This window comes from Cupriavidus sp. DB3 (assembly GCF_020418465.1).
In the GTDB taxonomy this organism is placed as follows: domain Bacteria; phylum Pseudomonadota; class Gammaproteobacteria; order Burkholderiales; family Burkholderiaceae; genus Cupriavidus; species Cupriavidus cauae.
The window spans coordinates 315,507-328,853 of the sequence record NZ_JAIZPL010000001.1 but is presented as its reverse complement, the minus strand read 5'-3'; the positions used below and the strand labels follow the sequence as shown (position 1 = coordinate 328,853).

Genomic DNA, 13,347 nt, shown 5'->3' with positions numbered 1-13,347 from the left:
GAGGGCGATGCCGAGCGCGCGCGCTCGGCATCCTCCGGACGTTCGGGCTCCGGCGGCTGCCCGGGTACCGCCGACGATGGATCGGCCGGCTCGTCGCCGTCCACATGGTCGCTGCCGCGCAGCGCACGGGAACGCAACGCCAGCACCATGATGAAGGCCGTCATCGCGAAGCCGATCACGATCGCGGTCAGCACCAGCGCCTGCGGCAACGGGTCCGCATACTGCGCGCCGGGCGCGATGATCGGCGGCTTGCCGGTGGTCAGCCGGCCCATGCCGAGCAGGAACAGCGTGACCGCATAGGTCAGCAGCGTCAGTCCGAGCACCACCGAGAAGGTACGGGCGCGCAGCACCAGATAGATTCCGCAGGCGGCGAGCACGCCGATGGCGGCGGCGAACAGGGCTTCCATCAGGCAGTCTCCGCGATCTCGCGCGCGGCGGCCACCCGCTTGTCGCGCACGCCCAGGTGGGACACGATCAGCAGCACGGTGCCGACCACGGTCAGATAGACGCCCAGGTCGAACAGCAAGGCGGTCGCCAGTTCGATCTCGCCGATCCAGGGCAGATGGAAGTGGCCGAAGGCGGTGGTCAGGTATGGATAGCCGAACGCCCAGCTGCCCAGGCCCACCAGCCCGGCGATCAGGATGCCGGCGCCGGCGATGGCGCGATGGTGCAGCGTGATGCGCGACTCGGTCCACAGCACGCCGCTGGCGATGTATTGCAGCAGCAGCGCCACCGCGGTGATCAGCGCGGCGACGAAGCCGCCGCCGGGCAGCTGATGCCCGCGCAACAGCATGAAGATCGCCACCAGCATCGTCAGCGGCAGCATCAGCCGTGCCAGGATCGCGAGCAGCAGCGGATGGCTCTGGCGCGACCACGGCATGTCGTTCGGGCCGGCGGTCGGCGCCGGCAGCCGCAGGCCCTTGAGCAGCGCATGCACGCCGAGGCCGGCGATCAGCAGCACGCAGATCTCGCCCAGCGTATCGAAGCCGCGGAAATCGACCAGGATCACGTTGACGACGTTATGCCCGCCGCCGCCCGGCACGCTCTGCGCGATGAAGAAATCGGCAATGGTCTGGTGCGGGCGCGTCATCACCGCGAACGCGGCCACGCCGACGGTGCCGCCGCCGGCCAGCGCCAGCGCGGCATCGCGCAGATGCCGCGCGGTGCCCGCGCGCTCCGGCAGGTCGACCGGCAGGAAGTACAGCGCCAGCACCAGCAGGATGACGGTGACCACTTCGACCGAGATCTGCGTCAGCGCCAGGTCGGGCGCCGAGAAACGCGTGAACGCCAGCGCCACCATCAGCCCGCACAGGCTCGCCATCAGCAGCGCCACCACGCGCTGCCGGCGCGCCGCGACCACGGCGATGGCGCCGATCGCCAGCAGTATCAGGCCGGTCGCCGTGACCGGGTCCGCAGGGGACAGCGGCGCCGGGCCCTGGGCCTGCTCGAGCTCGAACAGATAGCGGGCAGGCAGCAGCACCATCGCCGCAATCGCGAAGGCCAGATAGCGCTGCAGCGAACCGTTCTCGAACAGCAGCGCCAAGCGGCCGGCGGCGCGCTCGATGCGCTCGATCGCATCCTCGAAGCGGTCGCGCGCGTTCAGCTGCGGCAGCTTCGCGTGATAGTGGCGGAACGAATCGCGGCGCAGGAAGAACAGCGCAGCGCCCGCCGCCATCGACAACGCGCTCATCGCGAGCGGCAGATTGAAGCCATGCCAGGGGCTCAGGCTGTAGATCGGCAGCGGCGCGCCCATGGTGCCACGCGCGGCCGCATCGAGCAGGCCGCCGACGGTGTGGTTGGGGAAGAGCCCCACCACCAGGCAAGTGACCACCAGGATCTCGACCGGGATCTTCATCCAGCGCGGCGGCTCGTGCGGCGGATGATGGGGCAGGTCGTCGGGCTCGCCGTCGAAGAACACGCCATGGATGAAGCGCAGCGAGTACGCCACCGTCAGCGCGCCGGCGGCGGTCGCCAGCGCCGGAATGGTCCAGTTGAACGGACCGAGCAGGCCCTGTGCCAGCGTCTCGCCGAAGAACATCTCCTTGGAGAGGAAGCCGTTGAGCAGCGGCACGCCGGCCATCGCCAGCGAGGCGACGATGGCCAGCAGCGCGGTGTGCGGCATGTAGCGGCGCAGCCCGCGCAGGCGGCCCAGGTCACGCGTGCCGGTCTCGTGGTCGATGATGCCGGCGGCCATGAACAGCGAGGCCTTGAACACCGCGTGGTTCATGATGTGGAACAGCGCGGCCACCGTGCTCAGGCCGGTGTCGAGCCCGAACAGCAGCGTGATCAGGCCCAGATGGCTGATGGTCGAATATGCCAGCAGCCCCTTCAGGTCCCGCTGCACCAGCGCCATGCCGGCGCCCACCACCAGCGTGGCGAGGCCGGTCAGGCTCAGCATGTAGAACCACCAATCGGTGCCCTCGAGCACCGGATACAGCCGCGCCAGCAGGAACACGCCGGCCTTGACCATGGTGGCCGAGTGCAGATACGCCGAGACCGGCGTCGGTGCCGCCATCGCGTGCGGCAGCCAGAAGTGGAACGGAAACTGCGCCGACTTGGTGAAGACCGCGAGCAGCACCAGCACGATCATCGGTGGATACAGCGGGTGCTTCTGCACGGTGCCCGCGCTGGCGATCACGTCGGACAGCTCCATGCTGCCGCAGATATGGCCGAGCAGCAGCACCCCGGCGAGCAGCGCGAGCCCGCCGCCGCCGGTGATTGTCAGCGCCATGCGCGCGCCCTTGCGCGCATCGGAGCGATACGACCAGAAGCCGATCAGCAGGAAGGAAACGATGCTGGTCAATTCCCAGAACACGACCAGCAGCAGCAGATTGCTCGACAGCACCACGCCGAGCATCGCGGCCATGAACAGCAGCAGCAGCGCGAAGAAGCGCGCGGTCGACTGGCTGCGCGACAGGTAATAGCGCGCGTACAGCAGCACCAGCAGGCCAATGCCCAGCACCAGCAGCGAGAAGGCGAAGGACAGGCCGTCCAGGCGGAAGCTCAGCGCGAAGCCCAGGCCGTCGAGCCACGGCATGCGCCAGGCCAGCACCTCGCCGCTGAAGATCTCGTGCCGCACGCTGGCCAGCAGGGCCAGCCCGAGCATCGGCGTGCCCAGCACCAGCGGCGCGGTCAGCGCTCGCAGATGGCGGCCGACCAGCGGCGTCAGCATGGCCGCGACCAGCGGCAGCGCGATCAGCCACAGCATCACCATCTGTCGTCTCCGGCAGAGGGTGCGGGAAGGCGAAGGGAAGGCGGCGGGCCCAGCCGCGCCGAGCATCGTGTGCGCAACATGCGGCTATTGTGCCCCATGACACCGCCGCCGCGGCAATCGTTATGTCTGCCCTAAAAATAATTCACATCGAATCCGGGCCATTCAGCGCGGGCCTGCATGCCGCACCGGTTGTATCACCGCATTCCAAAGATCGCGGCCATTCGGGATAGCACGAGGTTGGATCGCCCCCCGGCGCCTACATATACTGGCATGCGGCCTGCATCGACGGCCGCACGACGCATCGTCCACGAGCAAGCACACGCACCGCGCCACTACCCCTGTCGCGCGGGACGACCGCACAACACCGAACCGGGAGCGGAGAATGGGGATGCTGACTGAAGAACAATACCAAGCCACGCAGGAATCGCGCCGCGCCGGATTGCGCGCGCTGCGCGCCGCGCTGCTGAAATCCCACAAGGAGATCATCCAGCACGACCGTAACGAATATGAACGCCTCTATGGCCCGATCCCCGCGGGCCAGTTCGTGCAGATCGTCACCGAGGACAACTACTTCCGCTGGCTAGACCCGCTGTCGCGCCTGATCGTCGAGATCGACGAGGAGCTCGACGGGCCGAAGCACCATGATGGCACCTGCCGCGCGGTGGCCGAGGCGGCGGCGCGGCTGTTCAGCACGCAGGGCGATCCGGCGTTCCGCGAGCGCTATCACGAGGCGCTGCAGGACGAGCCCGCGGTCACCGTGGCGCACGGGCAACTGATGTCGGTAATCGCACAACTTCGCAAGCTGCCCTAGGGGACGCGCAAGACAAGACGCGGGAGCCTTGCGGCTCCCGCGTCTTTGCTTTTGCGTACGCCCAGGACCCGGCAGGGCCAGTTGCGCGACCGATCCTCGCGGTCAATCCTGCCGGGCAACCCCTGCGGCCAATCGCCGCATCCGGCCCGGGCGATCAGCCGGGGCCACCAGCCTGGCCGCCCTTGCGCGGCCTGCCGCCCTGCCCTTCACTGTCGTCCTTGTCGGGCTCGACCGCGATCGGGTCGCTGGCCGGGAACGTTTCCTCCAGCGCCTCGTCGAGGTTGCGCTCGGTATGGTCCTCGGCCGCCCCGCCCTTGCCTTGCTGGCCGGAGCGGGGAACCGCGGTGTCGGGCTTGCCGGGCTGGCTCATCGTCTGTCTCCTTCGCGTGGCGGTGGCGGGCGGCGGCCTCGGCCGCTCAGGTCGCGCGATAGCGGTTGCGCAGGTCGCGCACCAGGTCATGGTTGCGCAGCACGCCGTGATACTGGCGTTCGATCAGCGCGCGCACTTCGAAGCTCAGATCGTCGTGCTGGAGGGCGTCCGCGTATTTCTTCTTGGCCACGTCCTCGCCGCGCTCGCATTCCTCAAGGATAGACAGATCGGTGCGATTCGCGACCGCGCTGCGCAGGCTGACCCAGCCGCGATGCAACGCGCCGGCCACGCTGCCGCCCTCTTCCGGCCGGCCACCCAGCGCGATCACCTGCGACTGCAGCTCGCGGATGGCGGCGCCGATCTCGGTCGCGCGGCTGGTGAACAGTTCCTTCAGCTCAGGATTGGTGGCATCCTCGGCGGCCTTCAGAAAACCTTGCTCGCCGTCGCGCGACACCTCGATCAGATCGTTGAGCACATCGACGTTCTTGTCTGCCATGGCGACTCCTCGTTATCGTGATGCCGCCGCATGCCGCGGCGGCGGTTGCAGGACGGTTGCAGCGAGGCTGCAAAACGGCGCGCACCGCGTGCGGTGCGACCATGCCTTCACGATAAGAGAAGCGGCGGGCGGGGACTGTAAGCAGGCCGCCCGAGAAGCTGTCGGTCGATGCCTACAGGGTTGCCCCCAAGGACCGGGAGCGGTGTCGCGCGCGTTCCCGGACGCGTTGTCCGGCGAATTGTCCCCCGTTGTCCGGCGCGCCGTCAGTCGAGCAGATGCCCGAGCCGCACGCGCTTGGTGGCCAGGTACTTTTCGTTCTCGGCGTTGGCCGGCACGCTGTGGCGCACCTGCTCGAGCACGGTGATGCCGGCCTCTTCGAGCTGCTGCCGCTTGCGCGGATTGTTGCTCATCAGCCGGATCGATTTGACGCCCCATTGGCGCAGCAGATCGGCGGCGAAGGCATAGGTGCGGGAGTCGACCGCCTGCCCAAGCGCCAGATTGGCATCGACCGTGTCGAGCCCGCCATCCTGCAGGCTGTATGCGCGGATCTTGTGGCCCAGGCCGATGCCGCGGCCTTCGTGGCCGCGCAGGTACAGCAGGATGCCGCGGCCCTCTTCGGCGATGCGCTCCATCGCCAGCGCCAGTTGCTCGCCGCAATCGCAGCGGCACGAACCGAATACGTCGCCGGTCAGGCATTCCGAATGCAGCCGCGTCAACACGCCCTCGCCGGCGATGTCGCCGACGCTGAGCGCCAGGTGTTCCGTCCCGCTGGTCGCGCCCTTGAAGGCGTGAGCGGTGAACTCGCCGAAGCGGGTCGGCAGCCGTGCCGAACCGATCAGCGTGATTTCCGTGTCGTTCATATCATCTTGCCAATGCGTGTGCGCCGGATGCCGTGGCAGCGGCCGGGATGGGGTCCCGGGAGAGTCCGCTGCCGGCTGGGTGATGCCTGCCGATGGCCCCTTCCAGGGCGGCGCCTGACGGCAAGGATACCGCGAATCGGCAAAGGGCCGCTCGGGGCCCCGTGTCGGGCCCTTTACCCGGGCCGCGCTTGCCGGCCCGGCGCGCAGCCCCTACAGGATCGGCGCGAACAGCTTGGCCACATGCATCGCCACGCGGCGGGGCCCCGGCGCGGCCAGGTATTCGTCGCGGCCGATCTCGCGTGCCTGGGCAAAATCGGCCAGCAGCATCCCCTCGACCTGGCTCGCGAAGGCGCGATCGGCCGTCATCACCGTCAGCTCGAAATTGAGCCGGAACGAGCGGTTGTCGAGGTTCGCGGTGCCGACCGCGGCCAGCTCGTCGTCGATCAGCATCACCTTCTGGTGCAGGAAGCCCGGGATATAGCGATAGATGCGGATGCCCGCGCAGATCGCCTGGTAGGCGTACAGCGTCGAGGCGGCGAACACCACCTTGTGGTCGGCGCGTCCCGGCATCAGGATGCGCACGTCGACGCCGCGCAGCACCGCCAGCCGCAGCACCGCGAACACCGCCTCGTCGGGCACGAAGTACGGCGTCGTGATCCACAGCCGGTTGCGCGCGGCCTGGATCGCCTCGACGAAGAACAGCGAGCAGGTCTCCTGCGAATCGGCCGGCCCGCTCGGCACCACCTGGCACACCATCGCGCCGGCCGGTTCGGGCGGCGGCAGCAGCAGCGTCGGCACTTCACGCGCGGCCCAGTACCAGTCCTCCGCGAAGGTCATCTGCAGGTCCAGCACCGCCGGTCCGCGCACCTCGATATGGGTATCGCGCCAGGGCGCCAGCGGCGGCCTGCGGCCCATGTATTCGTTGCCGACATTGTGGCCGCCGATGAAGGCCCGCTCGCCATCGACCACCACCAGCTTGCGGTGGTTGCGGAAGTTCAGCTGGAAGCGATTGACGAAGCCGCGGTGCGGCGCGAACGCGCTGACCTTGACGCCGCACTCGGCCATGCGGCGAACGTAGTGGCCCGGCAAGGCATGGCAGCCGATGCTGTCGTACAGGAAATAGATCTCGACGCCCGCGGCCGCGCGCTCGCACAGCAGCGCCTGCAGCTCGCGCCCGAGCTCGTCGTCATGGACGATGAAGAACTGCACCAGCGCGACGCGGCGCGCGGACTTCAACGCGGCGAAGATCGCCTCGAAAGTGGCCTGCCCATCGACCAGCAGTTGCACATGATTGCCGGACAGGCAATGCAGCCCGGTCAGCCTTGGCAGTGCGCGCAGTCCCGGATGATGCGGCTGCCGGACGATGCAGGCCTCGCGCTCGCGCGGCTCCATGCCGTGGCGCAGTTCGCGCATCTGGGCGCGATAGAAGCGCCGCGCATTGACATAGCCGACGAAATTGCTGCTGCCGAACACCAGGTACGGCACCAGTGCCAGATACGGTATCAACAGCAGCGAACCGGCCCAGGCGATGGCGCCGGGCGCGGTGCGGACCGTCATCACGGCATGCATGGCGGCGAACACGCCGATCACGTGGAAACACAGGACAATCGTCGCGACAACGCTGGTGCTCAATAACATCGGCTGCCATCCGCTGCGGAATGCGGTTGAACGATGAACGGTGAACGATGATGAGTGAACAGTGAACACTGAACTGCCGCGCATTGTGGCATAGGCGGCCCGCATCGCGCCCGTCCATGTATGCAACATGGACGCGCTGATGACCTCGGCGCCTGCGTTTGCATTTTTTTTAGGCAGTCCGATGGGGCGACGCGCCGGCGCGCGCCTGGCGCCGTGGCCGGTCGGGTTATCCACACAATCTGTGGATAACCCGAACGCCCGTTCGCGAGCCGGGCGCTCGCCGGTCGCTCAATGTGGACGGCCCTCGCTGCGCTCTTCCGACGGACCGCCCGGCCCCAGCGTCGGCGTCAGGTCGACCACCGCGAAACCGCTCGGGTCCTTCTTGGCATCGCGCTTGGCCGCGGCCGCGGCGGCGGCAATATGGCTGCTGCCCAGGCGCCAGCCGTCGGTCTCGGTGCGGGCCACCCCGTGGGCCACGCGGACCGCGCCGATCGCCATGCTGACCATCGGGAAGAATGCGGTGCGGCCATGGCGGTCCTCGCCATGGATGCCCCCTGCCGCGCGGTCGTCCACGTCGTACAGTTCGCGCGCGGCGCGATTGAAGCGCGCGATCGCGCCGCGCGCCCGCTGGTTCCAGTCCGGGCTCTGGTACAGCACCAGGAAGTCGTCGCCGCCGACATGCCCGAGGAAGTCGCGCACCGGATCGCAGGCATCGGCCAGGATCGCGGCCGCGCCCTTGATCATCTCGTCGCCCTTCCAGTAGCCGTACTGATCGTTGAAGGGCTTGAAGTGGTTCAGGTCGACATAACAGGCGCAGAACGCCGCGCCCGCATCGAGCAGCCGGTCGACATGCTGGTTCAGCGGGATGTTGCCCGGCAGGAAAGTCAGCGGATTGGCATAGCGCGCCGCCTCCATGCGGATCTCGGTGACGGCGCGGATCAGGTCCGCGCCGGTGCCCAGGCCCGCATAGCGGCCGCCATCGGTGATGATGAAACCGTCGGCCAGATAGCGCTGGTTGCCGCTGGCCAGGCTCTTGGCCATGGTCTCGATGGTGGCCTCGCGATCGAAGCAGACCGGCTCGCGATGGGCCATCAGGATGCAGGCCTTCTTGCCATAGAGCTCGCGATGGAACGGCGCGGCATAGCGGTCGATGAAGCTCTGCCGGTTGATGATGCCGATCGGCCTGCCCTCCGGATCGAGCACGGCCAGCGCATGCAGCCCGGGATGGGCGTGGAACAGCGCCAGCACCTCGTTGTTGGTCTGCTCCGGCCGCACCGTCGGCGCGCGCCGCAGCAGCTTGCCGGCATTCGGCCCGGTCCAGCCCGAACGCACCACCTGCGGAAACACCGCGATCTGGCGCGAGCCCAGCGCCTGCACCACGTCATGCGGCGGCGCCTGCGACGGCTCCGGCAATGGCCGCCCCAGCAGATAGCCTTGGCCGAACGGCACGCCGAGATCGCGCAGCACCGCCAGCTCCTCGTTGTCCTCGATGCCTTCGGCAATCACGCTGATGCCCAGCGCATCGGCCAGGCTCAACACCGTGCGCATCAGTTCGAGCCGCCGCGAGCATGAGGCCACGCCGTGCACCAGCGACTTGTCGAGCTTGATGAATTGCGGCGTCAGCTGGACCAGCAGATCGAGGTTGGCGTGGCCGGTGCCGAAGTCGTCCAGCGCATAGCGCAGGCCGAGATCGCGCAGTACCGCCATCGCGTCGGCAAATGCCGCCATGTCGCCGATGCGGGTCTGCTCGGTCAGCTCGATCACCACGCGCCCCGGGGCCACGGTGTTCGCCAGCAGCGCCGCCATCCCGCGGCCATGATCGGCCAGCAGATGGCGCAGCGTCATCGGACTGAAATTTACGAACAGCGCGCCGGGCAACTGCAGCTCGGCGAAGCGCGCCAGCGCGGCGCGGGCCGCCTGCACTTCCAGCGCCATCGTGTCGGCGGGGCTGACGGCCAGCCGGAACAGCGCTTCGGGCGAGGCCAGCGGCGAGCCCTCGGGTCCGCGCAGCAGCGCCTCGTAGCCGAGCAGATCGGCCGACTCGAAGCGCACGATCGGCTGGAAGACGGCGCGCAGCGGCGGCAGACGCATCGGCGCAGCCGCTGCGGCGGATTCGATCACGGCAACGGACATGGGGATCTCGACAACGGTGGCAAGGACGCCGGGATGGACGCGGCGACGGCGTGTGTGGCCTGCGCCGGCATCGACGAGGCGCGCGGCAAGGCAGCCTATTTCATGACAGTCACATGACCGCCATATGACAACCCCGCCGCATGGCAGGACGTCACGGCGACGTCACATCCCCTCGCCAGCATCAGCCCAAAACAACAATTCACGGGCGCCGCATGCGGCGGGGGAAAGCCATGTTGCAAATATTCAGAACGGGGTGGCCGCGCTGGCGGTCAAGGTTTGGTTTGCGGTCGAGCACGGGCGCGGGGATCGCACCGATGCTCGGCACCGCTGCCACGGCGGACACGGCGCCAGCGGGCACGTCGCCATGGGGGCCATCGGGGCCACCGGGGCCGGCGTGGCAATCCGGGCCATCGGAGTCCTCGGAGTCCTCGCCTTCCTCGGCGGCCCGGCGCCGGCCACGCCTGCCGCTTGCCGCGCGCCTGGGCACGGCGTTCGTGCTGGTCTACCTGTTCGGCGCGGCGGCCGCGGTCAGCGGCATCGTCAATCTGGTCGCGCTGAAGGACAGGACCGACACGCTGTATCAGCGCGACATGCGCGGCTCGGTCGCGGCCGAGCGCGCCCAGTCGGCGCTGGCCGGCCTGGGACACGCCCAGCTCGCGTTGACGATGGCCACCAGCACGGCCGAGCGCGATACCGCCGCCCAACAGATCGCCCAGGCCCTGCAGACACTCGACACCACGCTGTCCGGCGTCGGCCGTGCCGCGCCGGATCAGGCCGAGGCGCTGGCGCGCGAGCGTGCCAACGCGGCGCAACTGATGCACGGCTATGTCGAGCTGTTGCGCAAGCAGCCGCTCGACGCGCTGCAATTCGACAGCGCCGTCTCCGTCGAGGGTCACTTCGTCGCCGAACAGCTGGCGAAACTCGGCACGCAGATCGAGCAGGCCCGTGCCCGCCTGGAGAAGCAGGCCGCCGATACGGTTGCCTCGGTGTCGTCCAGCCAGGCCCGCGCGCAGTGGATCACGATGGCGATGCTGGCCGCGAGCCTCGCGGCGGCCGCAGTGCTGGCATGGCAGGCCGCGCGCGCCCTGCTGGCAGAACTCGGCGGCGAACCGCGCGAGGCGGCCGACGCCGCGCGGCGCATCGCCGCCGGCGACCTGACCGAAGGCCAGCGTCTGCGCCGGCGCGGCGCGCGCGGTCTGCTGCAGGATCTGGCCGCGATGCGCGACGCGCTGGCCGCGATGCTCGCGCGCATTCAATCCTCGGCGCGCCAGATCCATGGCGCCAGCGAGCGGATCGCCGCGGCCAATCGCGATCTGTCCGAGCGCACCGGCCGCCAGCTGGCCGCCGTCGAGGAAGCCGCCACGAGCATCGGCGAACTGCGCGGGCTGGTCGAGCAGATCCACATGCGTGCGCACGAGTCCAGCGCGATGGCCAGCCAGGCACGCGACGCGGTCGGCACCGGCAGCGCGGTGGTGCGCAGCATGCGTGCGTCGATGGATGCGGTGCAGGCGCGTTCGCGCGACATCTCCGAAGTGGTAGGCGTGCTGCAGGGCATCGCCTTCCAGACCAATCTGCTGGCGCTCAACGCAGCGGTCGAAGCTGCGCGCGCCGGCGCGGCGGGCCGCGGCTTCGCCGTGGTGGCCAACGAAGTCCGTGCACTGGCGCAACGCAGCGCGCAATCGGCGCGCGATATCGGCGCGCTGCTCGGCGAAGCCACGCGCGACATCGAGGCCGGCGCCGGCCTCAGCGGCGAGGTCGAACAGGCGATGGCGGCGATCGAGCAGGCGGTGCTGCGCAGCCATACGCTGGCGGAGCGGCTCAATGGCCTGGCGCAGCAGCAGGCGGCGGGGATTGCGGTGGTCGACGGCGCCGTCGCGCGCCTGGACGGCACCAGCCGGCAGAACGCCGAACTGGTGACCACGGTGGCGCAGCAAGCCGAATCGCTGGACTGGCAGGCCGGCGAACTGGCCGCCGATGTGGGGCGCTTCCGCTTCTGAGCCGGGCCCGCCGGGAGGCGAGGCGCTCCGCCGTCTTGGGACGCTGCTGGACGCATCCCGCCATCGGATTTGGCTGTTCTGCACTGCAGAACATAGATTCTGCATTGCAGTTGACGGCATCATCGAACGATGCAACCATCGCGGACAGACCAAGCCGGCGGCCACGCCGGCAACGCCATTCCGGAGACTTCGATGAGCAGCACCTTCAGCGCCAATCCCGGCGCCAATGCCGGCCCCAATACCGGCCCCAATACCGGCGCTAATTCCCCCGCCGCCTCCACGCCCGCTTCCCGGCCCTCCGCCGCGCCGTTCGTGCCGCCCTACGCGCGCCTGCACCAGGCCATCGCGCCCTGGGCCGCCGACCGCCCGGACGTGGTCGCGCTGATGGATGGCGAGCGCTCGATCCGCTATGGCGAGCTGGAGGGCGCGGTGCGCCAGAGCGCGGCGGCGCTCGCCAATGCCGGCGTGCGCGGCGGCGACCGCGTGGTGCTGGTGACCGAGAACAGCGTCGGCTGCGCGGTGCTGATCCTCGCCCTCAGTTCGCTGGACGCGTGGGCGATTCCCGTCAACGCCCGCCTGTCCGCGCGCGAGATCGACAACATCATCGAGCACGCGGGCGCCCGGCTCGCGCTGTATCTCGACAATGCCTACCCCGAGGCGCGCGAGCACGGCCTGGCGCGCGGCGCGCAATGGGCCGAATGGCCGCATGTCGGTCGCCTGTTGATCGGCAAGCTCAATGGCGAGGCGGTGCCCGAACCGGTGCAGGCAGACGCGCGCGAACAGGTGGCCGCGGTGATCTACACCACCGGCACCACCGGCGCATCGAAGGGCGTGATGCTGACGCATTCGAACCTGATGTTCATCGGCCACAGCAACCGCGTGCAGGCGCGCGTGCAGCCTGGCGACCGCGTCTATGGCGTGCTGCCGATCTCGCATGTCTACGGCCTGTCGGTGCTGCTGGTCGGCCCGCTGTCCAACGGCGCCACGGTCTACTACGAACCGCGCTTCCGGCCCGAGCGGCTGGCGCGCGCGCTGGTCGAGGAGAACCTGTCGGTGCTGCACGGCGTACCGGCGATGTACGCCAAGCTGATCGAATGGGGCCGCAGCCAGCCCACGCCGCTGCGCGCGCCGGCCTTGCGCATGGCGCAATCGGGCGGCGCGCCGCTGACCGCGACGTTGAAGGCCGCGTTCGAGCAGACCTTCGGCATCACGCTGCACAACGGCTACGGCATGACCGAAACGTCGCCGACCGTCAGCCAGACGCGCGTCGATGCGCCGCGCAGCGACTGCTCGGTGGGCCAGGCGGTGCCCGGTGTCGAGGTGTGCCTCGGCGATCCGCTGCCGGACGGCAGCGGCGAACTGCTGGTGCGTGGCCCCAACGTGATGAAGGGCTACTACAAGCGCCCCGATCTGACCGCGCAGGCGATCGACGCCGACGGCTGGCTGCATACCGGCGACCTCGCCAGGATCGACGACGACGGCGCGATCTCCATCGTCGGCCGGTCCAAGGAAATCATCATCCATTCCGGCTTCAACGTGTATCCCGAGGAAGTCGAGCAATCGATCAACGCGTACCCGGCGGTGGTGCAGTCGGCCGTGGTCGGACGCGCCGTCGAAGGCAACGAGGAGGTGATCGCCTTCGTCGAGGTCCGCGCCGGCATGACGCTCGATCCCGCGGCGCTGAAGACCTTCCTGCGCGAACGGCTGTCGCCGTACAAGATCCCCGCGGAAATCAAGGTGGTCGCACAGCTGCCGGCCGCGCCGTCGGGCAAGATCCTGAAGGCCAGGCTGCGCGAGATGCTGGCCGCCGGCGAGTTCTGAGCGCGGA

Annotated in this window: 9 protein-coding genes and 1 pseudogene; 3 read left to right on the top strand and 7 right to left on the bottom strand. The window is 69.1% G+C overall.

Features of this window, described 5'->3' with window-relative positions; all coding sequences use genetic code 11:
* Positions 1 to 86 precede the first annotated feature (86 nt).
* Positions 87 to 407: pseudogene (locus K7G19_RS01440) on the bottom strand (Na+/H+ antiporter subunit C); the annotation flags it as partial.
* Positions 407 to 3,214 carry a monovalent cation/H+ antiporter subunit A gene (locus K7G19_RS01435; RefSeq protein ID WP_226105352.1) on the bottom strand — a complete coding sequence of 936 codons (2,808 nt, stop codon included), beginning with the start codon at positions 3,212 to 3,214 and terminating at the stop codon, positions 407 to 409. The gene K7G19_RS01435 and the pseudogene K7G19_RS01440, both read right to left, overlap by 1 nt.
* Positions 3,215 to 3,596: 382 nt before the next feature.
* On the opposite strand from K7G19_RS01435, the gene K7G19_RS01430 reads away from it, so the two are divergent.
* Positions 3,597 to 4,025 carry a hypothetical protein gene (locus tag K7G19_RS01430; RefSeq protein ID WP_043437284.1) on the top strand — a complete coding sequence of 143 codons (429 nt, stop codon included), beginning with the start codon at positions 3,597 to 3,599 and terminating at the stop codon, positions 4,023 to 4,025.
* 154 nt (positions 4,026 to 4,179) lie between these two features.
* Here the strand turns inward: K7G19_RS01430 and K7G19_RS01425 are convergent, their stop codons facing one another.
* From K7G19_RS01425 to K7G19_RS01405, 5 genes are all read right to left on the bottom strand, one after another.
* Positions 4,180 to 4,395, bottom strand: a complete 216-nt coding sequence (locus tag K7G19_RS01425) for a hypothetical protein (protein ID WP_149318166.1) — start codon at positions 4,393 to 4,395, stop codon at positions 4,180 to 4,182.
* 46 nt (positions 4,396 to 4,441) lie between these two features.
* Positions 4,442 to 4,891, bottom strand: coding sequence for a PA2169 family four-helix-bundle protein (locus K7G19_RS01420; RefSeq protein ID WP_053823726.1), 450 nt, complete (start codon positions 4,889 to 4,891; stop codon positions 4,442 to 4,444).
* A 263-nt stretch (positions 4,892 to 5,154) separates the two neighbouring features.
* Positions 5,155 to 5,751 carry a GTP cyclohydrolase II gene (ribA, locus tag K7G19_RS01415; protein ID WP_149318165.1) on the bottom strand — a complete coding sequence of 199 codons (597 nt, stop codon included), beginning with the start codon at positions 5,749 to 5,751 and terminating at the stop codon, positions 5,155 to 5,157.
* Positions 5,752 to 5,961: 210 nt separating this feature from the next.
* The gene (cls, locus tag K7G19_RS01410; protein WP_226105350.1) at positions 5,962 to 7,389 is read right to left on the bottom strand and encodes a cardiolipin synthase; all 1,428 of its coding nucleotides are present in this window, start codon (positions 7,387 to 7,389) and stop codon (positions 5,962 to 5,964) included.
* A gap of 288 nt (positions 7,390 to 7,677) precedes the next feature.
* Positions 7,678 to 9,522 (bottom strand): phosphodiesterase, encoded by a 1,845-nt coding sequence (locus tag K7G19_RS01405; protein WP_226105348.1) that lies wholly within the window; start codon positions 9,520 to 9,522, stop codon positions 7,678 to 7,680.
* A gap of 494 nt (positions 9,523 to 10,016) precedes the next feature.
* Here K7G19_RS01405 and K7G19_RS01400 point away from each other — a divergent pair, with 494 nt between their 5' ends.
* Positions 10,017 to 11,519, top strand: coding sequence for a methyl-accepting chemotaxis protein (locus K7G19_RS01400; RefSeq protein ID WP_226105346.1), 1,503 nt, complete (start codon positions 10,017 to 10,019; stop codon positions 11,517 to 11,519).
* Between the two features lie 192 nt (positions 11,520 to 11,711).
* Positions 11,712 to 13,340: a class I adenylate-forming enzyme family protein gene (locus K7G19_RS01395; RefSeq protein WP_226105344.1), complete on the top strand. Its 1,629-nt coding sequence runs from the start codon at positions 11,712 to 11,714 to the stop codon at positions 13,338 to 13,340.
* Positions 13,341 to 13,347: the final 7 nt, after the last annotated feature.